This window comes from Pseudomonas sp. NPDC087358, from assembly GCF_044900785.1.
Lineage (GTDB): Bacteria > Pseudomonadota > Gammaproteobacteria > Pseudomonadales > Pseudomonadaceae > Aquipseudomonas.
Map to the genome: position 1 here is coordinate 730,413 of NZ_JBJDOA010000001.1, position 26,835 is coordinate 757,247.

A 26,835-nucleotide genomic window follows, 5' to 3' on the forward strand; every position below is an offset into this window, starting at 1 on the left:
TGACCGTCCGTGGTTAACGACGAACCGGTCGCTTCTGCAACTTGCGCTGCAACGTCCTTCGGTGCATCCCCAAGGCACGGGCGGTCGCGGAAATGTTGCCCTCATGCTCGGTCAGCACACGCTGGATGTGCTCCCACTGCAGGCGGTCCACCGACATCGGGTTTTCCGGCACCAGGGTGTCCAGGTCGGCGTGTTCGGACAGCAGCGCTGCCAGCACGTCGTCCGCGTCAGCCGGTTTGCACAGGTAATTGCAGGCGCCGCGCTTGATCGCTTCGACCGCCGTGGCGATGCTCGAATAACCGGTCAGTATCAGGACACGCATTTCCGGGTCCAGTTCCAGCAGCTTGGGCAACAGCACCAGCCCCGAGTCGCCTTCCATCTTCAGATCGACCGCGGCGTAGTCGGGAATGTCCTGCTGCGCCACAGTCAGACCTTCCTCGGCCGAGCCTGCGGTACTCACGCGGAAACCGCGGCGGGCCATGGCGCGGGCCATCACGCGAGTGAAGGTGGCATCGTCGTCCACCAGCAACAGGTGCGGCAACTCTTCGCCTTCAACCTGGATTTCATCAGTCATGCTTCATCTCCTCGTGCGTCACGGGGCAGGCGCAGCTCGGTGAGCGTGCCGCCTTCCTCGTGAGGATAGAGTTTCACCGAGCCACCCGCGCGGGTCACGCTGGCCTTGCTCAAGAACAGGCCCAGACCGAAGCCTTTGCCCTTGGTGGTAAAAAAAGGTTTGCCGATCTGCTCGGCCACTGCCGGCGGCACGCCAGCACCGTGGTCGCGGATGCTGATGCGAATCTCTGCGGCGCTCCAGTCCAGGTTCACTTCCAGACCCTCCGGGCAGGCGTCGGCGGCATTGTTCAGCAAGTTCAGCAGCGCCTGGGTCAGGTCGGGTGGCGGCGCGACCATCGGTACATCGCCCTGCCCCAGGCGCTGGAAGCGGTAACTGGCTTCCGGGCGCATCAGGTGCCAGCGATTGAGTGCCTGATCCAGCCAGTGGGTGACGGTCTGTTCCTGAACCGCCAGGCGACGGTTGGCCTCGGCCGCACGCACCAGCTGCTGAAGCGTCTCCTTGCACAGCTTGACCTGGTCCTGCAGTACCGACAGGTCTTCCTGCAGCGCAGGGTCCTTGTGGTCTTGCTGCATCTCTTTGAGCAGCACACTCATGGTCGCCAGCGGCGTGCCCAGCTCGTGCGCGGCACCGGCGGCCTCGGTCGCCACGGCCAGCAATTGCTGATCACGTGCGCCTTCTTCACGGCGCAAGGCGCGCATGTGCTCCTGACGGCGCAATTCCTCGGCCATGCGCGCGGCGAAAAAAGTGATGACCCCGGCGGCCAGGGCAAAACTGAGCCACATGCCGTAGATCTGCATCTTCTCGCGGGCAACGGCAAAGGCTTCCAGCGGATAGAAGTTGGCCAGCATCAAGGTATAGAGCGCCAACGCGATGCCTGACAGGATCAACGAATAGCGCCACGGCAGAGTCACTGCAGCGATGGTCAGCGGCACCAGATAGTAGGAAACGAACGGGTTGGTCGAACCACCGGAGAAGTACAGCAGCGCGCTGTGGATAAACAGGTCGAATGCCAGTTGCACGGCATATTCAAGCTCGGTCACCGGCCACGAGGTGCGCAGACGAATCGCCGTCAGCAGGCACACGATGGCAGAAAACCCGAGGGTGATGTCCAGCTGCAACCAGGGCAGCGGCAACAGGTTGAACAGGTAGGCGAAGCCCACCGAGCCGGCTTGGGCGCCCAGCACCAGAATGCGGACGAACGTCAGTCGCCAGAGGTTCTGGCGGGTGGCGGAAAGCAATTGTACGGGGGCGAGCATGAGCTCTCCTGATGAGCGCTCCAGGCGAATCGGAGCGAGTATAACCAATGCGACAGCGCTTTCCTTGGAAGTGCGTCAAAGCGCCACAGCGGTGGGACATGCCAGTGATCGAGTTGACCGCTTCAATGGGTGCAACCGCTGCAGGCGCCGGCTGGCTGGCGAACACCTCCGGTATGGGCCCTTTCCCGACCTCATACCATCCTGTAGCAGCACGGCTTGCCGGCGGCAGCGATGTCACTGACATCACCGCTGACACCCCGCGTTCGCCAGCCAGCCGGCCCCTAGAATGACAAGCGATCCCACAAGGATCCCGGAACAAGATCGCGCAACCACAGTCTGATGGGCATCCGTGCGGCGGCCCACAGTGACGTGCGCCCCTGACGGCCCGCCCAACAAGGAGTTTTTATGTCCAGCCTTCGCCCCACCGCCACATTGTTCGCCCTGGGCGCCATCGCTCTGGCCAGCACCCCGGCCCTTGCGGACGATGTCCACTACAACCAGGTTTCGGTCCGCGCCGAGGTCAATCAGGAAGTCCAGCGCGATCTGATGACCGTAACCCTGTACACCGAATCGCAGAATTCCGACCCGGCGAAGCTGGCCGCCGGCATCACCGAGACACTGAACAAGGCCCTGGGTGAGGCGCGCCAGGTCAAGGAAGTGACCATCCGCCAGGGCAGCCGCAACAGCTACCCGATCTACGACGACAAGGGCCAGAAGATCACCGGCTGGCGTGAACGCGCCGAGTTGCGTCTGGAAAGCCCGGACTTTGCAGCCCTGTCCAAACTGACCGGCGAGCTGCTGGGCAGCGACATGAAAATGGGCGGCATGGACTTCTCCATCTCCGATCCGGCGCGCAAGGCCAGCGAAGACACCCTGCTCAAGAATGCCGTTACCGCGTTCAAGGCCCGTGCGCAACTGGTCACCGATGCCCTGGGCGGCAGCAGCTACAAGCTGGTCAACCTCAACCTGAACACCTCAGGCTACCCACAGCCCTATATGCGCGCACCGGTGATGATGATGAAAGCCGCGCGTGCGGACGCTGCGCCAACGCCTGAAGTCGAAGCCGGCACCAGTCAGGTCAGCGTCAGCGCAGATGGCGTGATCGAAGTCGCCCTGCCCTGATGCAGATGGCGGTGACCAAGGGTCGCCGCCGTTTCCTCCTGTTATCCCCCCGCTTTACTCGCCAATCTATGGCGGCTTCTTCGTTTGAGCGACTCCCCCTTCCTACGCCCCGCAACGTCCTGTCTGATTTGCAAGCACCGCGCAATACATAAAATCGACTCTCGTAACACCCGCTGACCTTTGCCACGGAATGGCCCGGCGCTGGACCCACCAGCCCCAGGCCCGGCGCATTTCAACCCATTCAAGGAAGAATCCGATCATGACTACGACACACTCTCAGCCCGCCGATGCAACGATCCCGCAGCACGAGCCGCTGCCTGTTCCCTTGAGATTCGAGGCCAGTAGCGCAGACGCCGAGGGCCATACCCACCAAACCATCGAATGGGTCCTCAGGGAGTTCGGCTTCAGCCGTGAAGAGGTGGACGCGGTCTACTTCGGCAACTGGCTGCGGGACTATTCCCAGGTTGTCGACCCGAAGATTACCCGCGCCCCGGACATGCCCAAGGAGTTTCCGGCGATTCTTTCCCGTCAGGCCTGGACCGACCTGGTGGATGTGCTGGCGGTCAGGAAATTCCCCGACCTGAGAATGCGCCATCCGGCCGACATGAAAGTGACCGTCGACAGACTCGGCGTCTACCGCCCGCGTGAACACATCGATAACCCGCTGGTCAGCGAACCGCCAGTGCCGGACCCGAGGATGCTCGACCCCGACTTCGAGCCCTGGGTGCTGACGCAGGATCCATCCTTGGAAACAGATCCTCAGACGTCGATGAAGCGCTACATTTCACGCTCTGTGGACTACCTGCAGCAGCAACTGCGCCAGACCATGGATCAGCGCCGCTCGCTGTCCGGCCTGCGCAGCTTCGGCGCCGCCCTGCATGTGCTCGAAGACCTGTTCGCGCACTCCAACTTCGTCGAGCTGAGTCTGATCCAGGCCGGCTACGAGGGTGTGCTGCCCTGGACGACACCCACCGAGGTCAAGTGGAAACGGGCACTGGTCACGGGCACGTTCGGCGGCAGTGATATCATTGCCAGCCTGGCGGCGCCGCTGGGCAAGATCCTGTTTTCTACCGAGGAACTGGAGTTCGAACTGACCCAACCGGGCTACCGCTCCGACCGGGACAAAGTGCTGCTGATCCTGCTGAGCGAGCACCCGGACCCGCACTTATTCAGCGCCTTCAAGGCGCTGCTGACCGCACGCGACGAGCTGATAGCACTGGCCAAGACCTTCGGCGTCGACACCCTGAAGTTTTACCGCTGGCTGATATCCACACCCGCCGCCATCCTGCTCAATGCCTATAACAGCGCCGCCCAAGGCGTGCTGAGCTGGATCGGCAACAGCGTCGACGATGCTCAGATAGCCCTGGGCAACGACCCGAACATCGATGCCTCGATCGAGCCGACGCATTCACAGCTGTCCAAGGACCACGCCGAGCACCCCTTGCATGATCTGGCGGCACAACTTGCCAGCGAAGCGGTTCGTCAGGTGGCCCAGGCCATGCTCGACTACTGGGAGGGTAAACCCGAAGCCGATCCAGTCAGCGTGGCCTCGGCCTTCTTCTGCCACCCTGCCGACGCGCACTGGCATTCAGAGCAGGTCAGCGCCTGGGCTGCCAGTCATGCAGAGGAAGTGCAGCGTGCCGGGTCGAAAACCGATCTGGACGAAACCCATCAACGGGCGGTCCAGGCGCTGCAGCAGATTCAGGATCGACTGAGGAACGAAAGCCAGGGTTACCTCGACTATGTGTTCACCAGCCAGGACGGGCAGTCTGCAGGTTTGCGCGGTGTCGCGGCCAAGGCGTTCATGGCCCTGGTATCGCAAACCTCATGGTGGAAAGCGATCCAGGACCTCGGCAAGTAATAACCCTGGAACCGGATGCACCTTGTAGAACCGACGAACGGCGCGGCATGCTCTGCGGTCTATCATCAGTCGATGAACTCCGGCAGCAATGCCGCAACCGTATGAGGTTCACATGGAGAACACCTTCAAACCCCTGTTGCTCGCTGCCGCCATTGCGCTGTGTGCGCCAACGGTGCAAGCGGCCAGCACCCTTGTCTACTGCTCCGAAGCAAGCCCGGCAGGCTTCGATCCCAGCCAGTACACCAGCGGCACCGAGTTCGATGCCTCGGCGGAAACCGTCTTCAACCGGCTGACACAGTTCAAGCGCGGCGGCACTGAAGTGGAACCGGGTCTGGCAACCCAGTGGGAGGTGTCAGCCGATGGCCTGACCTACACCTTCCATCTACGGCCGAACGTGAAGTTCCACACCACCGAGTACTTCAAGCCGACCCGCGACTTCAACGCAGACGATGTGCTGTTCACCTTCAATCGCCTGCTCAACGCCGACGACCCGTTCCGCAAGGCCTACCCTTCCGAGTCGCCCTACTTCACCGACATGGGCATGAACACCACCATCAAACAGGTGGAGAAGGTCGACGAGCAGACCGTCAAATTTCACCTGAACAACATCGATGCGGCATTCATCCAGAACCTGGCCATGAGTTTCGCCTCCATCCAGTCGGCTGAATATGCCGCCCAGCTGATCAAGGACGGCAAGGCCGGGGATATCAACCAGAAGCCGATCGGCACCGGTCCCTTCGTGTTCAAGCGCTACCAGAAGGATGCGCAGATCCGTTACGTCGGCAACAAGGACTACTGGAAACCGGACGACGTGAAGCTCGATAACCTGATCTTCTCGATAAACACCGACGCGGCCACGCGCCTGCAGAAGCTCAAGACCGGCGAGTGCCAGATCAGCGGTTATCCACGGCCGCAGGACATCGAAGAGGCGCAGAAGGACCCGAACCTCAAAGTGCTGAGCCAGGCCGGGTTCAACCTGGGCTTTCTGGCCTACAACGTCACCCATCCGCCGCTCGACCAGCTCAAGGTCCGGCAGGCGCTGGACATGGCCATCGACAAGCCGGCGATCATCAAGGCGGTGTACCAGGGCGCCGGGCAACTGGCACAAAATGCCCTGCCCCCCGCGCAATGGAGCTATGACCCGAACATAAAGGACGCCCCGTACGATCCGCAGAAGGCAAAACAACTGCTCAAGGAGGCAGGTGTGGCGCCAGGCACGCAGATCAATCTGTGGGCGATGACCGTGCAGCGCGCCTCCAATCCAAACGCACGGATGTCGGCGCAGATGATCCAGTCCGACTGGGCCAAGATCGGCATCAAGGCGAACATCGTCAGCTACGAGTGGGGCGAATACATCAAGCGCGCCAAGGCTGGCGAACACGACGTGATGATCTATGGTTGGACGGGTGACAACGGCGATCCGGACAACTGGCTCGGCGTGCTCTACAGCTGCGCAGCGGTCAAGGGCAGCAACTACGCGAAATGGTGTAACCCCGCCTACGACAAGCTGGTGACCCAGGCCAAGCTGACCAGCAATCGCGACGAGCGGGTCAAGCTGTATCAACAGGCACAGAACATCCTGAAAAACGACGTGCCGATCACCCCGATCGCCAACTCCAAGGTGTTTCAGCCCATGCGCAAGGAGGTACAGGATTTCAAACTGAGTCCGTTTGGCCTGACGCCCTTTTATGGGGTGAGCCTGGGCAAGTAGCACCAGCAAAAAGCAACAGCGCAGTAACACTTGTGACTCAAGCGGGTGCATTCGCTACGCAGCAATGCACCAAAATAGTGCCACAAAGATATCGATATGCGACACGCAAACGTTCAACCGCGTCAGAAATTATAGTTTTGCGACATTCGTGTACGTTCGTGCCACTCTTTGACACTTGATTGGCGCCAGCATCTTGCTTTGGGTATGGCGCCTGCATAAGTATCCGCGGGATCGGCTCACAAGGTCGCACCCTCAATTAAAAAATGACAACAACTGAGGCCACCATGCTCAAAAAAGCGGTCATTCCGTTTCTTCTAGGCGCAGGTTTGATCGCCAGCGCTCCCTTCGCCCAAGCAGCATCGAACCTGGTGTTCTGCTCCGAAGGCAGCCCCGCTGGTTTCGACCCAGGTCAGTACACCACAGGCACCGACTTCGACGCTTCGGCCGAGACCGTTTTCAACCGTTTGAGCCAGTTCGAACGCGGCGGCACCGCTGTTATCCCGGGCCTTGCCACCAGCTGGGACGTGTCCCCTGACGGCCTGACCTACACTTTCCACCTGCGCGACGGCGTCAAGTTCCACACCACGCCGTACTTCAAACCGACCCGTACCTTCAATGCCGACGACGTGCTGTTCACGTTCAACCGCATGATCAACAAGGACGATCCGTTCCGTAAGGCGTACCCGACCGAATTCCCGTACTTCACCGACATGGCGATGGACACCAACATCACCAAGATCGAGAAAGTCGACGATCACACTGTGAAGATGACCCTGGGTACCGTCGATGCGGCGTTCATCCAGAACCTGGCCATGAGCTTCGCTTCCATTCAGTCCGCTGAATACGCCGCTCAATTGCTCAAGGAAGGCAAGCCTGAGAACATCAACCAGCAGCCGATCGGCACTGGTCCTTTCGTGTTCAAGAGCTACCAGAAAGACTCCAACATCCGTTTCACCGGCAACAAGGACTACTGGAAGCCTGAAGACGTCAAGGTCGACAACCTGATTTTCGCCATCACCACCGACGCTTCGGTTCGCGCTCAGAAGCTCAAGAAAGGCGAATGCCAGATCACTGCTTACCCGCGTCCTGCCGACCTCGCTCCGCTGAAGGCCGATACTGCGCTGAAAATGCCTGATCAGGCAGGTTTCAACCTGGGTTACATCGCCTACAACGTGATGCCGAAAATCAAGGACGACGACAAGCCTAACCCGCTGGCCCAGCTCAAGGTTCGTCAGGCGCTGGACATGGCTGTCGACAAGAAAGCCATCATCGACGCGGTGTATCAGGGTGCCGGTCAGCTGGCGGTCAACGCCATGCCGCCGACCCAGTGGTCCTATGACACCACCATCAAGGACGCGCCGTTCAACGTCGCCAAGGCTAAGGAACTGCTCAAGGAAGCGGGCGTCAAGGAAGGCACCGAAATCACCCTGTGGGCGATGCCGGTTCAGCGTCCTTACAACCCCAACGCCAAGCTGATGGCTGAAATGCTCCAGAACGACTGGGCGAAGATCGGCATCAAGGCCAAGATCGTTTCCTACGAGTGGGGCGAGTACATCAAACGCGCCAAGAACGGCGAAAACGGCGCGATGCTGATCGGCTGGAGCGGCGACAACGGCGACCCGGATAACTGGCTGGGTACGCTGTTCGGTTGCGACGCGGTCAACGGCAACAACTTCGCCAAATGGTGTGACAAGCCATTCGACACCTTGATCCACCAGGCCAAGGAAACCACCGACCAGGCCAAGCGCACCGAGCTGTACAAACAGGCTCAGCACTTGCTCAAGGACGCAGTACCAATGACTCCAATCGCGCACTCGACTGTTTATCAGCCAATGCGCAAGGAAGTTCAGGACTTCAAGATCAGCCCATTCGGTCTGAACTCGTTCTACGGTGTGAGCGTAAGCGGTAAGTAAAATCTCCAAGTGACCGCACGGTCGCGCTACCTTCGGGTAACGCGACCGTGTCGTCATGTGCGCGATCAATAAATGAAAATGACTATCGTTAGATGAGTAACGGGCGACATAAAGACTTTGCCTACTAACGATATGCACTTTTCCTACAGACTTTGAAGCACTCACAACTATTTACTGTGCGGCCCGACGAACATAACTTCTCGAACCCCCGCACCTGGAATTTGTCGTTTTTCTGTTCGGTCGGGTAACCACCGCCGCCCCAACTCCGTTTGCGCAAACGATATGCCACGGGGTCTCTGCGGCCAGCGCGGGTTATTCACGCCTCAGACGATAAGGATTGTCATGCGTAAAAACTTTGTTGTTCCGTCATTGTTAACTGCCGGGCTATTGGCCATTACTACCGCCAGCCAAGCCGCAGGTAAAAGCCTGGTGTTCTGTTCGGAAGGCAGCCCTGCCGGCTTCGATATTGCGCAGTACACCTCTGGCACCGACAACGATGCCGCCGAGCCGATCTACAACCGCCTGGCCGAGTTCGAACGCGGCCAGACCAGCGTCGTGCCTGCTCTGGCGACCCGCTGGGAGATTTCCAGTGATGGTCTGCGCTACACATTCGAGCTGCGTGAAGGGGTGAAATTTCACAGCAACAAGCTCTTTACCCCCACCCGTGATTTCAATGCCGATGATGTGCTGTTTACTTTCAATCGCATGCTGCATAAAGACCATCCTTTTCGCATCGCCTATCCGACAGAGTTCCCTTACTTCACCAGCATGGGGCTGGACAGGAATATAAAGTCGGTCGAAAAAACCGGACCAATGACCGTTGTATTTTCGTTGAACAAGGTGGATGCGGCATTCATTCAGAATATAGCGATGAACTTCGCCTCCATTCTTTCCGCCGAATATGCTGACAAACTGATGGCATCGGGCGATGTACAGGATATAAACCAATCCCCCATTGGTACCGGACCTTTTGTTTTCCAGCGTTATCAGAAAGACTCGCAGATCCGTTATGTCGCCAACAAGCAGTTCTGGGATCCGGGCAGAGTCAAGATCGACCAGTTGATTTACGCCATCAATACCGACGCTTCGGTGCGGGTGCAAAAACTCAAGAAGAACGAGTGTCAGGTCACACTCAATCCGCGCCCGGCCGACGTCGAGTCGATCAAGGCCGATAAAAACCTCAAGGTCATCGAGAAACCCGGATTCAACCTGGGATACATCTCCTACAACGTGCGTCATGCGCCTCTGGACAAGCTTCAGGTGCGTCAGGCGCTGGACATGGCCGTTGACAAGAAAGCCATCATCGACGCGGTGTATCAGGGTGCCGGGCAACTGGCGCAAAACGCCATGCCACCGACCCAGTGGTCCTTTGATGACACCGTCAAGGACGCGCCCTACAACCCTGACAAAGCCCGGGAGTTGCTGCGCGCCGCAGGCGTCAAGGAAGGCACCGAGCTGACATTGTGGGCCATGCCGGTGCAGCGCCCTTACAACCCCAACGCAAAGCTCATGGCGCAAATGCTCCAGGCTGACTGGGCGAAGATCGGCATCAAGGCCACCATCGTCAGCTACGAATGGGGCGAGTACCTCAAGCGCAGCAAGAATGGCGAGCACGATATCTCGCTGATCGGCTGGACCGGTGATAACGGCGACCCGGACAACTGGCTCGGCACGCTCTACAGCTGCGCGTCCATCGGCGGCAACAATTACTCGATGTGGTGCGACCAGAAATACGACGCCCTGATCAAAGCGGCCGTCTCGAGCGCCGACAAGGATCAGCGCATCAGTCTGTACCAGCAGGCCCAGCACTACCTCAAGGAACAAGTGCCCATCACCCCGATCGCGCACTCGACCGTCGTTCAGCCCATGCGGGCGCAGGTCGACGGCTTCCAGGTCAGCCCCTTTGGGCGCAACAACTTCTCCGGCGTCAGCCTCACCGAATAACCCGAGCAACCTGCCAGAGGTGATCTTCATCTTTGGCACTGCTTTATCCGCAATCCGTCGGATCAAGCGCAACAAGGCCCACGAGGCCGTTCCATCAAAGCCGGCCAACCCATAAAAGCCGGCCTCTATAAAAGATGTAAACGGGAGCTTCAAACGTGAAAAAAGCCAGCACCGCTGTATTCGCCTTGTCCCTGCTCGCCATGAGCGTAGCGGCCCAGGCAGAGCCCACCAGTCAGGACTTCGTACCGACTGAACTGGCCTCAAGCAACGCCCAGAGCGAAGCCAAAGGCTTTCTGGAAGACTCGAAACTGACCGGTTCGACCAAGAACTGGTACGCCAACGAACTGCTGCGTCGTGGCGGCAACTTCAGCCGTAGCGAAAACGGCGTCGTCGTCGACCGTGACCCACGCCGTATCAACTGGGTGCAAGGCACCATCGTTGACTACAGCTCGGGTTTCACCCAGGGCACCGTAGGCTTCGCGACCGAAATGGCGGTCTACAACGCCGTGGCGCTGGACCGCGACAAAGACGACTTGATGGGCGGCGCCAACCGTACCCTGACCAAAAACAACGGCGATGCCGTGGGTCAGTGGAGCAAGCTGGGCCTGGGCAACATCAAGGCGCGCATCTCCAACACCACCCTGACCGCAGGTCGTCAGTCGCTGAACACGCCGGTACTGGCTTACATCGGCAACCGGGCGCTGCCATCGAGCTTCGAGGGTGTGAGCATTCTCAGCGAAGAATTCAACAACCTGTCGTTCCAGGCCGGTAGCTTCGACCGCGTATCGCCGCGTTCCGAGCAGAGCCTGACCAAGTTCCGCTCCGAATACACCGCCAACGCCAACATCGAATCCGATCATGTCGACATGGCCGGCGTTGACTACAAGCCGTTCAAGAGCCTGACCACCAGTTTCTATGCCTCCAACGTTCAGGATTTCTGGCACCAGTACTACTTCGCCTTCCTGCACGAGATGGGCGACACCGACGTGCTGGGCCTGAGCACCAACCTGAACTACTACAAGACCAAGGACTCGGGTCAGAAGAAGATGGGCCCGATCGACAACGACACCTACAGTCTGTCGTTGACCGCGACCCACAAGGCGCACAGCGTCAGCATCGCCTATCAGGAAGTCGAGGGTGACACCTACTTCGACTACGTCCACGACAGCAACGCCATCTTCCTGGCCAACTCCCTGCTCTCGGACTTCAACGGACCTAACGAGAAGTCGGTCCAGCTGAGCTACCTGTTGAACATGGCCGACTACGGCGTGCCAGGCCTGAAATTCAACGTCTACCAGGCGCGCGGTTTCGACATCGACGGTACCCACTACAAGGGCACCGCCTATGACGTTCGCGGCATGGACGGCGAAACCCACTACGAATATGGCATCGGCGCCTCGTACACCATGCAGTCCGGCCCGCTGAAGGCTTCGACCATGCGCGGCACGTACACCACGCACCGTGCCAGCGCCAACCAGGCTGACGGCAACATCAACGAGTTCCGTCTGGTCACAACTGTTCCGTTCAACATTTTGTAATCACGGGAACCGGTCGCTGTCTCAGGCCTGTACCGCCTGAGACACGACCCACTTATGGCTTCATCACTTGCGGAGGGCGTTTACTTGAAATCGACATTCAAACTCGCAACATTGCGCAACGCGGTCGCACTGGCGCTGTTCAGCGTGGCGGTCGGCGTATCGGCCAAACCTCTGGTGGTCTGTACCGAAGCCAGTCCGGAGGGGTTCGACACGGCCCTGTACACCACGGCAGTGACGGCTGACGCTGCGGCGGAAACCATTTTCAACCGCCTGGTGGACTTCAAGCCCGGCACCACCGACATCGAGCCGGCGCTGGCCGAGTCCTGGGAGATCAGTGAAGACGGCCTCAATTACACGTTCCACCTGCGCAAAGGCGTCAAGTTCCACACCACCGAATACTTCAAACCGACTCGCGACATGAATGCCGACGACGTGGTCTGGAGCTTCCAGCGTCAACTGGACCCCAACCACCCGTGGCACAAGCAATCGGCCGTCGGCTATCCGTACTTTGAAAGCATGGGCTTCAAGGAACTGCTGAAGAACGTCGAGAAGGTTGACGACAACACCGTCAAATTCACCCTGACCCGCCGCGAAGCACCGTTCCTGGCGGACGTGGCCATGGCCTTCGCCTCGGTCTATTCGGCCGAATACGCCGATCAGCTGCTCAAGGCCAACAAGACCGAGGAGCTGAACAGCCATCCGATCGGCACCGGCCCGTTCGTTTTCCAGCGCTATGCCAAGGATGCGCAGGTGCGCTTCAAGGCCAACGCTGACTACTTCCGGGGCAAGCCGCCGGCCGACGCACTGATTCTGGCCATCGCCACCGACAGCAACGTGCGCCTGCAGAAGCTCAAGGCCAACGAATGCCAGATCGCGCTGTACCCCAAACCTGACGACATCCCGAACATCAAGAAGGACCCGTCGCTGAAAATCGACGAGCTGCAGGCGATGACCACCGCCTATGTCGCGATGAACACCACCCACAAGTACATGAGCGATGTGCGCGTGCGCAAAGCGATTGATATCGCCTTCGACAAGGAAGCCTACGTCAACGCGCTGTTCGGCAAGGGTAACGCCAGTGTGGCGGTCAACCCGTACCCGCCTACCCTGCTGGGCTACAACAACACGCTGAAAAATCCGGCCCACGATCTGGACAAGGCACGCGCCTTGCTCAAGGAAGCCGGTGTGCCTGACGGTACCGTGCTGACCCTGTTCACCCGCAATGGCGGCGGCGCGACCAACCCGAACCCGACCATGGGGGCACAGATGATGCAAGCCGATTTGGCTAAAGTCGGCATTAAGTTAGATATTCGCGTCATGGAATGGGGCGAAATGCTCAAACGGGCGAAAAACGGCGAACACGACATGGTGTCGGCAGGCTGGGCAGGCGACAATGGCGACCCTGATAACTTCCTGACGCCGAACCTCAGTTGCGATGCCGCCAAAAACGGCGAAAACTACGCGCGCTGGTGCAATCAGAAGTTCCAGACGTTGATCGATCAGGCTCGGGAAAAAACCGACCCGGCCGAACGTGCCTCGCTCTACGAGCAGGCCCAAGTGATCTTCAATCAGGATCAGCCATGGATCAGCATGGCGCATACCAAGATGTTCACTGCAATGCGCAACAACGTAGAGGGCTATCACATTAGCCCTCTCACCACTAATAACTTCGCTACCACCCAAGTGAAGTAGAAGAAGAATCTGGCGGGCCTGATCAAAGGCCCCGCCAGTACACGCCTAAGCGGCAGATGAGGTACACGAGAAGATGTTTAGTTTTATCGCTCGCCGAGTGGGGTTGCTAATACCCACCTTCTTCGGCATCACCTTGCTGACCTTCGCACTTATTCGCCTGATTCCGGGCGACCCGGTCGAAGTCATGATGGGTGAACGCCGGGTCGATCCGCAAATGCACGCCCAAGCCATGGAACGTCTTGGCCTGAACAAACCCCTTTATGCGCAATACATCGATTACGTCGGCAAGCTCGCTCATGGCGACCTGGGCGAATCGTTGCGAACGCGTACGAGCGTGTGGAGCGAATTCACTTCGCTGTTTCCGGCAACCCTGGAACTGTCGATCGCGGCGCTGATATTCGCTGGCATCCTCGGACTTCTGGCCGGGGTCATCGCGGCCCTCAGGCGAGGGTCCCTGTTCGACCATGGAGTGATGGGTATCTCGCTTGCGGGGTACTCCATGCCGATCTTCTGGTGGGGCCTGATCCTGATCATGTTCTTCTCGGTATCGCTGGGCTGGACCCCGGTATCGGGGCGTATCGACCTTTTGTACGACATTCCCCCTAGAACCGGCTTCATGCTGATCGATACCCTGCTCAGCGATGAAGAAGGTTCGTTCATCGACGCCCTGCGTCACCTGATTCTGCCGGCCATCGTGCTGGGCACCATCCCGCTGGCGGTAATCGCCCGGATGACCCGCTCCTCGATGCTTGAAGTGCTGCGTGAAGACTATGTGCGTACCGCCCGGGCCAAAGGCCTGTCGCCGGCGCGCGTGGTGTTCGTCCACGGCCTGCGTAACGCGCTGATCCCGGTGCTGACCGTGTTCGGCCTGCAAGTGGGTACGCTGCTGGCCGGTGCGGTACTGACCGAAACGATCTTCTCCTGGCCGGGTATCGGCAAATGGCTCATCGAGGCCATTGGCGCACGTGACTACCCTGTCGTGCAGAACGGCATCCTGCTAATCGCCTGCCTGGTGATTCTGGTCAACTTCGTGGTGGACATCCTCTACGGCTTTGCCAACCCACGCATTCGTCACCAGCGCTGAGATCATTTTTTATGAGCACACCTACTCCCGTAGTAGCAGTCGATCAAAGCCTGCTCTACCCGTCCGTATACAGAGAGTTCTGGCAGCATTTCGCCAAGAACAAAGGCGCGGTGGCCGGTCTGGCCTTCATGCTGCTGATCGTTTTCTGCGCCCTTTTCGCACCGTGGGTCGCGCCCCATGACCCGAGCGAGCAGTACCGCGATTTCCTCCTGACCCCGCCGGTCTGGCTTGAAGGTGGCCAGTGGCAGTTCCTGCTGGGCACCGACGAACTGGGCCGTGACCTGCTGTCGCGTCTGATCCAGGGCTCGCGCCTGTCATTGCTGATCGGTCTGTCGTCGGTGGTGATGTCGCTGATTCCGGGGATTTTCATGGGTCTGCTGGCGGGCTTCTTTCCGAAGATCCTCGGCCCGACCATCATGCGCCTGATGGACATCATGCTGGCCCTGCCCTCGCTGCTGCTGGCGGTGGCCATTGTCGCGATTCTCGGCCCTGGCCTGATCAACACCGTGATCGCCATCGCCATCGTCTCGCTGCCTTCCTATGTGCGTCTGACCCGTGCTGCGGTCATGGGCGAACTGAACCGCGACTACGTGACCGCCGCCCGTCTGGCCGGCGCCACCCTGCCGCGCCTGATGTTCATCACCGTGCTGCCCAACTGCATGGCGCCGCTGATCGTGCAGGCCACTTTGAGCTTCTCCTCGGCCATCCTCGACGCCGCGGCACTGGGCTTCCTGGGTCTGGGTGTACAACCGCCGACGCCTGAGTGGGGCACCATGCTCGCTTCGGCCCGCGACTACATCGAACGTGCCTGGTGGGTCGTGAGCCTGCCCGGTCTGACCATTTTGCTCAGCGTGCTGGCAATCAACCTGATGGGCGACGGTCTGCGCGATGCGCTGGACCCGAAACTCAAGAACGCCGCCTGAGGACGTCCGAATGCCACTTTTAGAAATCAAGAACCTGAACGTTCGCTTCGGCGATGCCACTGCCACTCCGGTCGTCGACGGCCTGGACCTGACCGTGGACAAAGGCGAAGTACTGGCAATCGTCGGCGAATCGGGCTCGGGTAAATCCGTGACGATGATGGCGCTGATGGGCCTGATCGATCACCCCGGCATCGTCACCGCCGACTCGCTGACCTTCGACGGCAAGGACATGCTCAAGCTGAGCGCACGCCAGCGTCGGCAGATCGTCGGCAAGGACCTGTCGATGGTCTTCCAGGACCCGATGACTGCGCTGAACCCCAGTTACACCGTGGGCTTTCAGATCCAGGAGGTGCTGCGCGCACACCTGGGCATGTCGAATCGCGCGGCGCGCCAACGTGCGCTGGAACTGCTGAAAAAAGTTGAAATCCCGGGTGCCGAGCAGCGTCTGGACGCTTACCCGCATCAACTGTCCGGCGGTATGAGCCAGCGGGTGGCGATTGCCATGGCGATTGCCGGCGAGCCGAAACTGCTGATCGCCGACGAGCCGACCACGGCGCTGGACGTAACGATTCAGGCGCAGATCATGGACCTGCTGCTGGCCCTGCAGAAAGAGCAGGACATGGGCCTGGTACTCATTACTCACGACTTGGCCGTGGTGGCCGAAACCGCTCAGCGCGTCTGCGTGATGTATGCCGGTCAGGCAGTGGAAGTCGGCTACGTGCCTGGCCTGTTCGAGGTCCCGGCGCACCCATACAGCGAAGCCTTGCTGGCAGCGATTCCCGAGCACAGCATGGGCGCAGCACGCCTGTCGACCCTGCCGGGTATCGTGCCCGGCCGCTACGATCGTCCAAGCGGTTGCCTGCTGTCGCCACGTTGCCCCTACGTTCAAGAAAACTGCCGCCAGCAGCGTCCTGCGCTGGACCCTAAAGCCAACAGCCTCGCACGCTGCTTCTACCCGCTGAATCAGGAGGTGGCGTAATGAGCGAAATCGTATTGACCGCCCGTGACCTGACCCGTCACTACGATGTATCCCAGGGTCTGTTCAAGCCCCACGCCACCGTGCGCGCCCTCAACGGCGTGTCGTTCGAGCTGGAAGCCGGCAAGACCCTGGCCGTGGTCGGTGAATCCGGCTGCGGCAAATCCACTCTGGCGCGTGCCTTGACCCTGATCGAGGAACCTTCGTCGGGCTCGTTGAAAATCGCCGGGCAGGAAGTCAAAGGCGCGACCAAGGATCAACGCAAACAACTGCGCAAAGACGTGCAGATGGTGTTCCAGAGCCCCTACGCATCGCTCAACCCACGGCAGAAGATCGGTGACCAGCTGGGCGAACCGCTGCTGATCAACACCAACCTGTCGGCCGCTGAACGTCGCGAGAAAGTCCAGGCGATGATGAAGCAGGTCGGTCTGCGCCCTGAGCATTATCAGCGCTACCCGCACATGTTCTCGGGTGGTCAGCGTCAGCGTATCGCCCTGGCGCGCGCCATGATGCTGCAACCCAAAGTGCTGGTGGCGGACGAACCGACCTCTGCGCTGGACGTGTCGATTCAGGCGCAGGTGCTGAACCTGTTCATGGATTTGCAGCAGGAGTTCAATACCGGTTACGTGTTCATCTCGCACAACCTGGCGGTGGTGCGGCATGTCGCCGATACGGTGTTGGTGATGTACCTGGGGCGCCCGGCAGAAATGGGGCCCAAGGATGAGATCTACAACCGTCCGCTGCACCCGTACACCCAGGCGTTGCTGTCGGCCACGCCGACCATCCACCCGGACCCGCTGAAGCCGAAGATCAAGATTGTCGGCGAGCTACCCAACCCGCTCAACCCGCCGTCTGGCTGCGCTTTCCACAAGCGTTGCCCGTATGCGACGGAGCGCTGTGTTGCAGAAGTTCCAGAGTTGCGCCTGGTGGACAACCGTCAGGTCGCCTGCCATTACGCGGAACAGTTTGTGGTGTGATTGGCCATTAACGGGTGAATTAGAAAGGCCGTTGCGTTGAGAACGCAGCGGCCTTTTTCATGACTGGGTTTTGGGTTTTGGGTTTTGGGGCAGAGGGGGATGCGTTCTCGCAGAAGCGCAAACCACCCCTGTGGCAGCGCGGCACCGATGTATGAGGGAGCCGGCGCTGCGGCGCACTTGGGCAGTGCCGTCCCCTCAATAAACATCCCTTCGATACCGCCCCTGCTCGATCAACGCCTCTACACCCTTCTCGCCCAACAAGGCGTTCAGCGTCCCGTCGACCCCCGCCGCCATGCCTTCCAGGCTGCCACAGATATAGATCAGCGCTCCATCGGCCAACCAGCGATGCAGTTCGTCCGCCGCTTCGCGCAGGCGATCCTGAACATAGATTTTGCCGGCCTGATCGCGCGAGAACGCCAGGTCCAGACGCGCCAGGTCACCCGACGCCAACCAGGCCTGCAACTCATCAGCGCAGTGGAAATCGTGCGCCAGGTTACGCTCGCCAAACAGCAGCCAGTTGCGCTGCTCACCCTGAGCAATGCGTGCCTTGAGCAGACTGCGAAGGCCTGCCAGCCCTGTGCCGTTGCCGATCAGAATCATCGGCGCCGCCGCGTCAGGCAGATGAAAACTGCTGTTGCGCCGGATTCGCAAGCTGATCGAGGCGCCTACCGCAGCGTGCTCTGTCAGCCAGCCCGAGGCTAGGCCGAGGCTGGCGTCGGGATGCAGTTCCTGGCGCACGATCAGTTGCAGGATGCCGTCCTCGGGGATCGAGGCAATCGAATACTCGCGCATCGACAGCGGCACCAATGCATCGACCAGCGCCTGCGCATGCAGGCCCACCAGATGGCTGCGATTGGCCGGCAATTGACGACTGAGCAGCGCCTGGCCGGCGGTTTCTTTCAGGCCGTCGACATGGACCGGCGTGTCGGACGCGATGCCCAGTCCCGCCAGCAGTTGCTCAACGGCCGGTCTAGCGTTGCGCGGCATGACCTCAACCAGATCACCAGCCTTCCAGGATGACTCAGGTGCACCCCTCAGCCCCAGCAGGAACACTTTCGAACCGACACTGCCCCGATTCAGCCATTCGCGCTGGGTCAGCGTCCAGTTCTGATAGTCCGGAGTCTTCCAGGAGGCCGGGGGGGTCGACCCGGTCAGATCGCCCAGTTGCTGCTGCCAGTGATGCAGCGCGGTGCTGTCCCCACTGTCCACCTCGACCGGCGCAAACAACGTGTTGCCGCCGCGCTCTGCCAGCCAGCCGTGCAGGCGCTGGGCAAACCCGCAGAAATGCTGATACTGCCGGTCGCCCAGGGCCAGCACCGCGTAGTTGAGGTTCTCCAGCGACAGGGGCCGCCCGAGCAACTTGCGCTCGAAACCACGGGCGCTGTCAGGCGCCTGGCCATCGCCAAAGGTGCTGACTACGAACAGCGCATTGCGGCTCTGACCGAGGTCCTGCTCGGTCATGTCCGCCAGACGCTGCACACGCACTGGCAGCCCTGCCGACTGTAATTGCCCGGCGGTCTGCCAGGCCAGTTGCTCGGCATACCCACTCTGGCTGGCAAAGCCAATCAGCCACGCAGGCCCCTGACTGCCATATCCACTGGATGCTGTGGAAACTTCACCACGGGCCGTGCGAATCTCGCGCTTCTTGCGACGGCGATCCAGATACAGCAGCCATCCGGTGATGAAGAACAGCGGCATCAGCAGCGCCGCGACGGTGATCACGATGCGACCCACCAGGCCGAAGTAACTGCCGGTGTGCAGCGCGTAGTTACTGATCAGCAACTGCGAGCCCAGGCCCTTGTCGGCGTAGCGCGACACTGCTTTGACTTCGCCGGTGGCCGGATCCAGGGTGATCTGATTCAGGGCGCGCGGATGCGGGGCGTCCTTGAGCAGATAGAAGACTTGCCCAGGCTGGCCGGCAGCTGGCGGCAGACGCAAGTTGTAGGCCTTGAGTCCGGGCCCTGCGGTTTTCTGGATGGTGTCCCAGATCGCCACGTAATCGACGACCAGCGGCGCTGCATCGGCTGGCGCTTGATTCCCGCCACGACCACGACCGCCGCCCTCGCCCCTGCGCTGCTCGCCAGCGGCCGGCGGATCACCGATCAACTTGGTCATGCCGTTGCTGACCCAGTCGTAGGACCAGATCAGACCGGTGATCGCCAACAACAGATAGACGATCAGGCACCAGGTACCGAACACCGAATGCAAATCCCAGTTGAAACTGCGTCCCTTCTTCGCCCAGTCCAGAGTCAGCCACACCCGCCAGTTCAGCGCCTGACGCGGCCAGCGCAGGTACAACCCGGACAGGCAGAAAAACACCAGGATCAAGGTACAGGCGGCAGTCACCTGCTTGCCGTACTCACCCGCGGCCAGGAATCGGTGCAATTGCAGAATGAAACCGAAGACGTCCTGACCGAACGCATCAGGCTTGAGATCGCCAGTGTAAGGGTCGAAGTTGTGCATTTCGCCCCGACGCTCGCCGGGGGCCGGCTTCATCCAGACTTGTGCAACCTTGTCACCGTCGACTTCGATGCGCAGCATGGCGACGGTGTCATGGGTTTGCGCCTGGATCTTGCGTACCAACTCCACCGGCGGCAGTTGGTGATCCCGGGGCTGCACGAAAAGGGTATCGGGATTGAGCACATCGAGAATTTCGTCCTCGAACGAATACAGCGCGCCGGTGATCCCCATCAGGGCAAGTACCAGGCCCGCTGTGATTCCGAAGAACCAATGCACTTGAAACAGGACTTTCTTCAACACCCTCGATCACCTCGATAACCCGCTGCGACGCGCATTATGCGCATAAACGGAATGCATTCTCATCCGTAGCTGATTCTTTATTCGGTCACAATCAGGACACAACAGCCGGGGCCAGCGTCCCGCAACCCCACCGCTCCCGGCTCTGTAGCAGTCCGGCTTGCCGGCGGGGGCGTCCCCTCGGCAACGCGGAGCTGCCTACACACAAAAGCCCCACTGGCCAAAGGCAAGTGGGGCTTCCCGGTTCCCCGTCTTGTTAGAAGTGGAAGCTGGTGGTCAGCAAGGCGGTACGACCGGCTGCCTGAGTCGCGAAGTGCGAGGCATAGGCTTTGTCGTAATAGGTCTTGTCGGTCAGGTTCTGCACGTTCAATTGCAGGTCGATGTTCTTGGTCAGCTTGTACGCCGCCATCGCGTCGTAACGGGTGTAGGACGGTACATAGACGGTATTGCCGGTATCGCCCCAGACGTCATCGACATAGAACGCGCCGCCGCCGATGGTCAGCTTCGGCAAGACTTGATAGGTGGTCCACAGGCTCGCGCTGTTCTTCGGCGTGTTCGGCATTTCGTTGCCGTCCTGCGAAGCAGCACCTGCGGTAACGGCACCGTTACGACCCGCTAGGCCGGAGCTGACCAGTTCGCTGTCCAGGTAGCTGTAACCGGCGAACACCTGCCATTTGTCGGTGATCTTGCCGCTGGCCGACAGTTCGACACCATCGACGCGGGACTTACCGGCATTCTGATAAGTGCCGCTGCTGACCAGTACCCGAGTGTTGTCTTTCTCGGTGCGGAATACCGCAGCGGTCAGCGACAGGCGCTCGTTGAACAGATCCCACTTGGTGCCGACTTCGTAATTCTTGGTGGTTTCTGGCTCAAGATCGCTGGTGGCGGTACCGGCAGTCAGCGGGTTGCCGTCCGAACCTTCGCCGACCAGACCGCCAGGGGGTGTCGCAGAGGTCGCGAACGACGCATAAATGCTGCCGTTTTCAGCCGGCTTGTAAGTGATGCCAGCCTGCCAGTTCCAGAAATTGTTATCGCTGCTAGCGTGCACGGTCGGTGAATTGGCGGTGACGTCGAAGCTGTCGTAGCGAACGCCGCCATTGATCAGCCACTGCGGCGTCAACTCGATGGTGTCGAAGGCGTAGATCGAACGGGTGTTGGCCGCCGTCTCGGTGGTGGTGTAGTTGCGAGCGATGGTGCCACCGTAGGCGTCATCCGGGTTCGGGTTGGCCAGCGAGGTACAGTTGCCCGAAACGCTGTTGCCGATACCGGTCGGCGAGCAGTTCTGCATCGCGCTGGTGCTGTACGTGTAGCCGTTGACACGGCTCTTCTCGCGGGTCAGTTCGATACCGGTCGAATAGTTGTTCTTCAACCCCAGCGTCTGGAACGAACCGAACAGATCGGTCTGGTTGGTGGTGGTATCGGTGTTGGATACGCGAGTGTTGGCACGGCGCCAGACAGTGCCGTAGCGGTTGACGTTGCGCTGGCTGTCGTCCGGTTGGGTGAGGATGTAATCCTGGCCCGAGTTGCCGTGGCGGAATGTGTTCTTCAGCGTCATGTCTTCGTTGAAGTCATGCTCGAAGCTGATGGTGGCGATGTCAGTGCGGGTCTTGCGGAAGTCCCGGTCCTTGAGGCCATAGAAGTTGTTGCTGTTGCCGCCATCGTCCGGTTTGTCATGCACGTGGGCGGTCGCGGTCGGCGAGGCGTAACCGTACGGAATGCCCGAATCCGGCAGGTCGTCGCTCTGCATGTGGTAGTAGCTGAGGTTCAGACGGTTTTCGGTGCCCAGCCCGAAGGTCAGCGACGGCGCCACACCCCAACGGTCATAGTTGATCGCGTCACGCCCGGCGACGTTCTGCTCGTGGCTCATCAGGTTCAGACGGAACGCGGCGTCGTCGAGGAACTTGCGGTTCACGTCGAGGGTGTAGCGGCGGGTCTGATCGGTGCCATAGGTGAAGCTGCCGTCGGTGAAATCGTTGGCTTTGGGCATTTTGGTGACCAGGTTCAGGCTGCCACCGGCCGAGCCACGACCGCCCATGGCCGAGTTCGGCCCCTTGCTCACTTCGATCGATTCGATGTCGAAGATCTCACGCGTCTGCGCGCCGGTGTCGCGCACGCCGTCGATGTAAGTGTCGCCCTGAGCATCGAAACCGCGAATGAACGGACGGTCGCCTTGCGGGTTACCGCCCTCGCCTGCGCCGAACGTGATGCCGGGTACGGTACGCAGTGCGTCCTGCAGCGAGACGGCAGCAGTGTCTTTCAACACCTGCTGAGGCACTACGGTGATCGAACGAGCGGTATCGATCAGCGGTGCGGTGTACTTGGGTGAAGAACCTTTTTCGGTTTTGTAGTCGGTGGACTGAGCTTCACCGTTGATGCTGGTCGCGCCCAGCGAAATTGCGCCCGCGTTGGCCTTTTCGGATGCTTCGGCGGCGTGGGCCATCTGCGATGCGGACATTGCAGTGACGGCCATGCCAATTGCCGAAGCGAGAAGCCGAGGCGAACTGACAGACGGATGTAAAGTGAGGCGCGACATGGTGGTTTCCTTCCCCAAGGATCGATGAGGTCGCGGAATATAGTTGAGACTGATTGCTATTCGCAGAAAACTTACATTCTTTACAGTTTCGCTTTACGGTTTTTTCACCCTCATCCGTCTACGCACGCTCGCGGGGTTTTACACAGACAATAAGAATCACTACCATTCGTTTCCTCTTTCGATCCTGAGTGGCACTGCCATGCTTCTACACATTCCCGGCCTGTTTACCCGTGAGGAAGTGCTGCGTGTGCGCCAGGCTCTGGAGCAGACCGAATGGGCCGACGGGAAGATCACCGCTGGACACCAGTCGGCGAAAGCCAAACACAACCTGCAATTGCCCGAAGGTCATCCTCTGGCCAAGGAAATCGGGGCGGCCATGCTCGAACGCTTGTGGCAGAACCCGCTGTTCATGTCAGCCGCGCTGCCGCACAAGGTATTTGCGCCGCTGGTGAACTGCTACACCGGCGGCGGCAGTTTCGACTTTCACATCGACAACTCGGTGCGCCAGGCCAAGGGCAGCATCGAGCGCGTGCGCACCGACCTGTCCTCCACCCTGTTCTTCAGCGATCCCGACGATTACGACGGCGGCGAACTGGTGATTCAGGACACTTTCGGTACCCGTCAGGTCAAACTGCCCGCTGGCGACCTGCTGCTCTACCCCGCCACCAGCCTGCACAAGGTCAATGCCGTGACTCGGGGGGCCCGCTACGCATCGTTCTTCTGGACCCAGAGCCTGGTGCGCGACGACGGGCATCGCACCCTGTTGTTCGAAATGGACAGCGCCATCCAGCAGCTGAGCCGTGACGTGCCTGATCATCCTTCGCTGATTCAGCTCACCGGCACTTACCATAACCTGCTGCGCCAATGGGTCGAGGTGTAGGTCATGAGTTGGAATCTGCGGCGTCAGGAAGTGCTCGATGGCGATCAACTGCGTGCGATGCTGCAGGACAATCCCGCCAGTGCTGCGAAAGCGATCCTCATCGCCGCCCAGGCAAACATGCTCGACGCCCAGGCCCTGCTCGGGCAGATTCTGCTGGACGGCACGGGCATCGAGCAGGACGCGGCGCTGGCCCTGGTCTGGTTTCAGATCGCCGCCCGTAACGGCCACGCAATGGCCAACAACATGGCAGGACGTTGTCATGAACATGGCTGGGGCTGTGAGCCCGATGCCGCCAAAGCCGCCGAATACTATCGCCTGGCCGCCGAGAGCGGGCTTGATTGGGGCTTCTACAATTACGGCAACCTGCTGGCCACCGGGCGCGGCGTCAACAAGGATCAGGCCCGGGCACTGGCCTGCTACCGCAAGGCCGCGCAAATGGGCCACGCCAAGTCGATGAACCTGCTTGGGCGTTATCTGGAAGAAGGCCTGTGTTGCGAACGCGATCTGGCCGCCGCCCATGACTGGTACCGGCGCTCGGCCGAGGGTGGGGATTTTCGTGGGCAGTTCAGCCATGCCGCCGTGCTGGCAGATCAGGGTCTGATCGATCAGGCGCTGGCCTGGCTCGGAACCGCTTTGCGCGTAGGCAATCTGAATTTTTTGCGCGTCAGTCGCAAGACGTTGCTGTCCTCCCCTCATCCGCAAGTCCGCGCACTGGCCGTTGAGTATCACCAGCGCGCGGCGGAGTTAGGGGATGGTTCGGACCTTCATGAGTTGAACGCCCTAAGCGTCAACGACTGAATCCCAGCGTAGGGGGTAATGAGATCAGCTCTGCCACTGTCGGCGCAAACCGTGGAGGTATGCAGTCATGGTCGCGGCATTTTCGATGAAACGGCCCACCTGCTCGACCACATCGCCATTGGCATCGAACTGGTTCTGGTGCGCAAAATCCCTGATCGTCTGAACGATGATGTCGACCTCTCGCAGGTACACCAGGCGATGGCCGGCCAGGCCCTGATAAGCCTTCAGCTGCCCGATCCTGAGTTCTTGCTCGCCGATCTCGTCGCCCAGTTCGCGCAGCCTGCGCTTTAGCGTATCCAGATCCCGTTGCAGCCTGCTTCTCAGGGAAATCAGGTGGCTGTACTTGACGGCCTCGTTGCCCAGATTCAGCTGATTCTTTAGACCCTCAAGCCCGGCCTGGATAGAACCCACCAGCGGATTCTTCGGGTCAACCTCAAGCAGCTTGGCCAGCGACTCCACCAGGGGTTGCAGACGATTCAGAAGGCTGATGGACTCCACCTCGGCAATCAGTTTGTTCAGAGCGGTTTCGTGCACCTGCAATTCGGCCAGTGGCTTGCCCTCTTCTTCAATCATGGCCCTGACTGGAGCAATTTCGGCCTCCAGCTGGATGATCACAGGATCGGCATCATCGAGGTTGATTGCTCTGAAATTACTCAGCGCGTGGTCAAGGCTGCCGACGTGGTCGGCAACATGGGAAATGCGGTTTCGAGCATCCTCTTCCAACTCCCGGGTCAGCTCCTCGATCACGACACTCGAGGCCACCGGCGCGTGCTCGCGCAGATCCATGATGGTCTTGATCAGTTCGGGCAAGCCATCGGTATTCAACGCGATGGGCGTTATGGTCAAGGCATGGAGCCCCTGAGCGTCAGCGATGTTGAGGTCGAGGAGTAACGAGCGGAGCTTCTCGCGCAGCCGGGACAAGTGAATATTCGCCAATGCCAACGTTTGCTGCCGCAATTGAGTACGACTGGTGTTAAAGGCAGCCATGTCGGGGGTGGGAAGTTGAAGGGGAGCATCCATGATGTAAGGCATGTGGGTTCTCGCAACGAATTCAAATAATGAGTGGAGTAATATGATTAGCGACCGATGGCGTTATCGAACGCGGTCAGCAGTTCTAAAGATTGCTTTTTGATATTGGTCCAGTTAGAAATAACAACATTGAACTGCAGCACCACAACGGCCAAATATGTTGCGCTTTTCAGACGAGCCACTCGGTTCTCCGAAGACTTGACCAATTCCTCAAGCAGTACCCAGATACTTTCGAGCCCGGAGATCCCGACGGTTGCACCATCGATTCGCCCCTCTAGATCTTGAAGATTGGTCTCCAGCGTGCGCAACAACCCCAGCAAATGGTTAAGTTTCATCAGCTGCTCTTCGATGCGCCGCTTGGATTCGATCAACTCATTCTTTTCCTTGCGCACGTTTTCGGCTTTTATTCCGTAAATCGACCCGGTTATCGCAGCGCCGATCGGGCCCCACCACACACCGATGAGCGCGTATTTGACGTACTCGCCATACTCTGCGGTCTTTTGGTCGATACGCTGGGTCAGGATCGCCAGCTCGCCGTTCAGCCGGGCAACTTCGCGGCTGGTGTCAGCACTGTTGGACAGCTGCACTTTCAGGCTGACGTCCGGTGCTATGCTGCTGCTCAGCGTTTTCTTGAATTCGCCAACGCCTGCCTTGACCCTCGTGGTGCTGGCACTGTGTTCCTGCAGGAGGGTTTTCAGCTCCTCGAAAAAGCTCATCAGTACCGGGATCTTTTGCCGGTCACCCGGGGCCAGCGCCACGGGCGGCAAGGCGTCGATCTGCTCGGGTGTGAGGTCCGCGACCCTGAGGCTCTGGTATGACTCCAACCCGGTGACAAACTCGACGATGGTCCTGGCGGTCTCCAGCAGGCTGTCAGAGAACACGTACAGATCGCTACCAACCTTGCGGATATCCGACTCCAGTGGCGCCCAGGTCTGGCAATGGGCCTGGATCATGGCGTAGAGATCCCGGATGTCCTCCGGCGCCAACCCGCTGATGCCACTGCTGTAGTTGCCAAGCAACTTACGAACCTGTTGCGGATTTGTCGGCAATGCCAGCCCACTGCTGACATAGGCACGAATCTGTCGGACGTCTTCGGTGGTCAGAATCAACCCTGGATCACGCGCAACCTGCGTCTCCTGCCCACTGGCAACCTTCATGAAGTTACCACTGGCCATTAACATTTCGTCCAGGGTATACACAGATGCACTTACGGTTTCTTTCTGTTGCATGATCAATTTCCCTATCGGTCATTACAATGAGGTGTCGC

19 protein-coding genes are annotated in these 26,835 nt (G+C 59.8%); 13 read left to right on the top strand and 6 right to left on the bottom strand.

Annotated features, from left to right (window positions below; genetic code table 11):
• Positions 1-13 precede the first annotated feature (13 nt).
• Both ACI2KS_RS03255 and ACI2KS_RS03260 read right to left on the bottom strand, forming a co-directional pair.
• Complete coding sequence (locus ACI2KS_RS03255) at positions 14-574, bottom strand: response regulator transcription factor (RefSeq protein WP_404617107.1); 561 nt, start codon at positions 572-574, stop codon at positions 14-16.
• Entirely contained in the window at positions 571-1,830 is a 1,260-nt protein-coding gene (locus ACI2KS_RS03260; RefSeq protein WP_404617109.1) for an ATP-binding protein, read from the bottom strand. Before ACI2KS_RS03260 ends, ACI2KS_RS03255 begins: the two co-directional genes overlap by 4 nt.
• A gap of 405 nt (positions 1,831-2,235) precedes the next feature.
• On the opposite strand from ACI2KS_RS03260, the gene ACI2KS_RS03265 reads away from it, so the two are divergent.
• The 11 genes from ACI2KS_RS03265 (at position 2,236) to ACI2KS_RS03315 (ending at position 17,571) form a co-directional block, all read left to right on the top strand.
• On the top strand, positions 2,236-2,952 hold the full coding sequence (locus ACI2KS_RS03265) for an SIMPL domain-containing protein (RefSeq protein ID WP_404617111.1): 717 nt from the start codon (positions 2,236-2,238) through the stop codon (positions 2,950-2,952).
• A 259-nt stretch (positions 2,953-3,211) separates the two neighbouring features.
• Positions 3,212-4,813, top strand: coding sequence for an HET-C-related protein (locus tag ACI2KS_RS03270; RefSeq protein ID WP_404617113.1), 1,602 nt, complete (start codon positions 3,212-3,214; stop codon positions 4,811-4,813).
• Positions 4,814-4,925: 112 nt separating this feature from the next.
• Positions 4,926-6,524 carry an ABC transporter substrate-binding protein gene (locus ACI2KS_RS03275; RefSeq protein ID WP_404617115.1) on the top strand — a complete coding sequence of 533 codons (1,599 nt, stop codon included), beginning with the start codon at positions 4,926-4,928 and terminating at the stop codon, positions 6,522-6,524.
• A gap of 284 nt (positions 6,525-6,808) precedes the next feature.
• Complete coding sequence (locus ACI2KS_RS03280; RefSeq protein ID WP_404617117.1) at positions 6,809-8,437, top strand: ABC transporter substrate-binding protein; 1,629 nt, start codon at positions 6,809-6,811, stop codon at positions 8,435-8,437.
• A 342-nt stretch (positions 8,438-8,779) separates the two neighbouring features.
• The gene (locus ACI2KS_RS03285; protein WP_404617119.1) at positions 8,780-10,381 is read left to right on the top strand and encodes an ABC transporter substrate-binding protein; all 1,602 of its coding nucleotides are present in this window, start codon (positions 8,780-8,782) and stop codon (positions 10,379-10,381) included.
• Between the two features lie 155 nt (positions 10,382-10,536).
• Positions 10,537-11,919, top strand: coding sequence for an OprD family porin (locus ACI2KS_RS03290; protein WP_404617121.1), 1,383 nt, complete (start codon positions 10,537-10,539; stop codon positions 11,917-11,919).
• Positions 11,920-12,003: 84 nt separating this feature from the next.
• Positions 12,004-13,611 (top strand): ABC transporter substrate-binding protein, encoded by a 1,608-nt coding sequence (locus ACI2KS_RS03295; protein ID WP_404617123.1) that lies wholly within the window; start codon positions 12,004-12,006, stop codon positions 13,609-13,611.
• A gap of 73 nt (positions 13,612-13,684) precedes the next feature.
• Positions 13,685-14,695 carry an ABC transporter permease subunit gene (locus ACI2KS_RS03300; protein WP_404617125.1) on the top strand — a complete coding sequence of 337 codons (1,011 nt, stop codon included), beginning with the start codon at positions 13,685-13,687 and terminating at the stop codon, positions 14,693-14,695.
• 11 nt (positions 14,696-14,706) lie between these two features.
• On the top strand, positions 14,707-15,618 hold the full coding sequence (locus ACI2KS_RS03305; protein WP_404617127.1) for an ABC transporter permease subunit: 912 nt from the start codon (positions 14,707-14,709) through the stop codon (positions 15,616-15,618).
• Positions 15,619-15,628: 10 nt separating this feature from the next.
• Positions 15,629-16,597: an ABC transporter ATP-binding protein gene (locus ACI2KS_RS03310; RefSeq protein WP_404617129.1), complete on the top strand. Its 969-nt coding sequence runs from the start codon at positions 15,629-15,631 to the stop codon at positions 16,595-16,597.
• Positions 16,597-17,571 (top strand): peptide ABC transporter ATP-binding protein, encoded by a 975-nt coding sequence (locus tag ACI2KS_RS03315; protein WP_404617131.1) that lies wholly within the window; start codon positions 16,597-16,599, stop codon positions 17,569-17,571. The genes ACI2KS_RS03310 and ACI2KS_RS03315 overlap by 1 nt, the downstream gene beginning before the upstream one ends.
• A 195-nt stretch (positions 17,572-17,766) precedes the next feature.
• Here the strand turns inward: ACI2KS_RS03315 and ACI2KS_RS03320 are convergent, their stop codons facing one another.
• On the bottom strand, positions 17,767-20,328 hold the full coding sequence (locus ACI2KS_RS03320; RefSeq protein WP_404617271.1) for a PepSY domain-containing protein: 2,562 nt from the start codon (positions 20,326-20,328) through the stop codon (positions 17,767-17,769).
• Positions 20,329-20,584: 256 nt separating this feature from the next.
• Positions 20,585-22,861 (bottom strand): TonB-dependent receptor, encoded by a 2,277-nt coding sequence (locus ACI2KS_RS03325; RefSeq protein ID WP_404617133.1) that lies wholly within the window; start codon positions 22,859-22,861, stop codon positions 20,585-20,587.
• Positions 22,862-23,060: 199 nt separating this feature from the next.
• On the opposite strand from ACI2KS_RS03325, the gene ACI2KS_RS03330 reads away from it, so the two are divergent.
• Complete coding sequence (locus ACI2KS_RS03330; protein ID WP_404617134.1) at positions 23,061-23,741, top strand: Fe2+-dependent dioxygenase; 681 nt, start codon at positions 23,061-23,063, stop codon at positions 23,739-23,741.
• A gap of 3 nt (positions 23,742-23,744) precedes the next feature.
• Positions 23,745-24,539 (top strand): tetratricopeptide repeat protein, encoded by a 795-nt coding sequence (locus tag ACI2KS_RS03335; protein WP_404617136.1) that lies wholly within the window; start codon positions 23,745-23,747, stop codon positions 24,537-24,539.
• Positions 24,540-24,563: 24 nt separating this feature from the next.
• On the opposite strand, the gene ACI2KS_RS03340 is transcribed toward ACI2KS_RS03335, so the two are convergent.
• Entirely contained in the window at positions 24,564-25,559 is a 996-nt protein-coding gene (locus ACI2KS_RS03340) for an alpha-xenorhabdolysin family binary toxin subunit B (protein WP_404617138.1), read from the bottom strand.
• Between the two features lie 56 nt (positions 25,560-25,615).
• On the bottom strand, positions 25,616-26,797 hold the full coding sequence (locus ACI2KS_RS03345; RefSeq protein ID WP_404617140.1) for an alpha-xenorhabdolysin family binary toxin subunit A: 1,182 nt from the start codon (positions 26,795-26,797) through the stop codon (positions 25,616-25,618).
• Positions 26,798-26,835: the final 38 nt, after the last annotated feature.